1 pseudogene is annotated in these 249 nt (G+C 65.9%); it reads left to right on the forward strand.

From position 1 onward, the window contains the following. A pseudogene (locus tag SB754_RS22030) lies at window positions 1-249 on the forward strand (phosphotransferase); the annotation flags it as partial.

Raw genomic sequence — 249 nt, forward strand, 5'->3', positions numbered from 1 at the left:
CAACGGCTGGGACAACTACATCTTCCGCCTGGGCACCGACTATGCCGTCCGGCTGCCCCGGCGCCTGGCCGCAGCCCAGCTGGCCGCGAATGAGCAGGAATGGCTGCCGGCCCTGACCGCTGACCTGTCCGTGGGGACATCATCTCCGTTGTTTGCCGGCGCGCCCTCCGATGCGTTTCCCTGGCCATGGAATATCACCCGCTGGTTTTCCGGCAGTGAGGTATCCCTGCTGCCGCGTGACCGGAACAT

This window comes from Leifsonia sp. SIMBA_070, assembly GCF_046534635.1.
GTDB lineage: Bacteria > Actinomycetota > Actinomycetes > Actinomycetales > Microbacteriaceae > Leifsonia.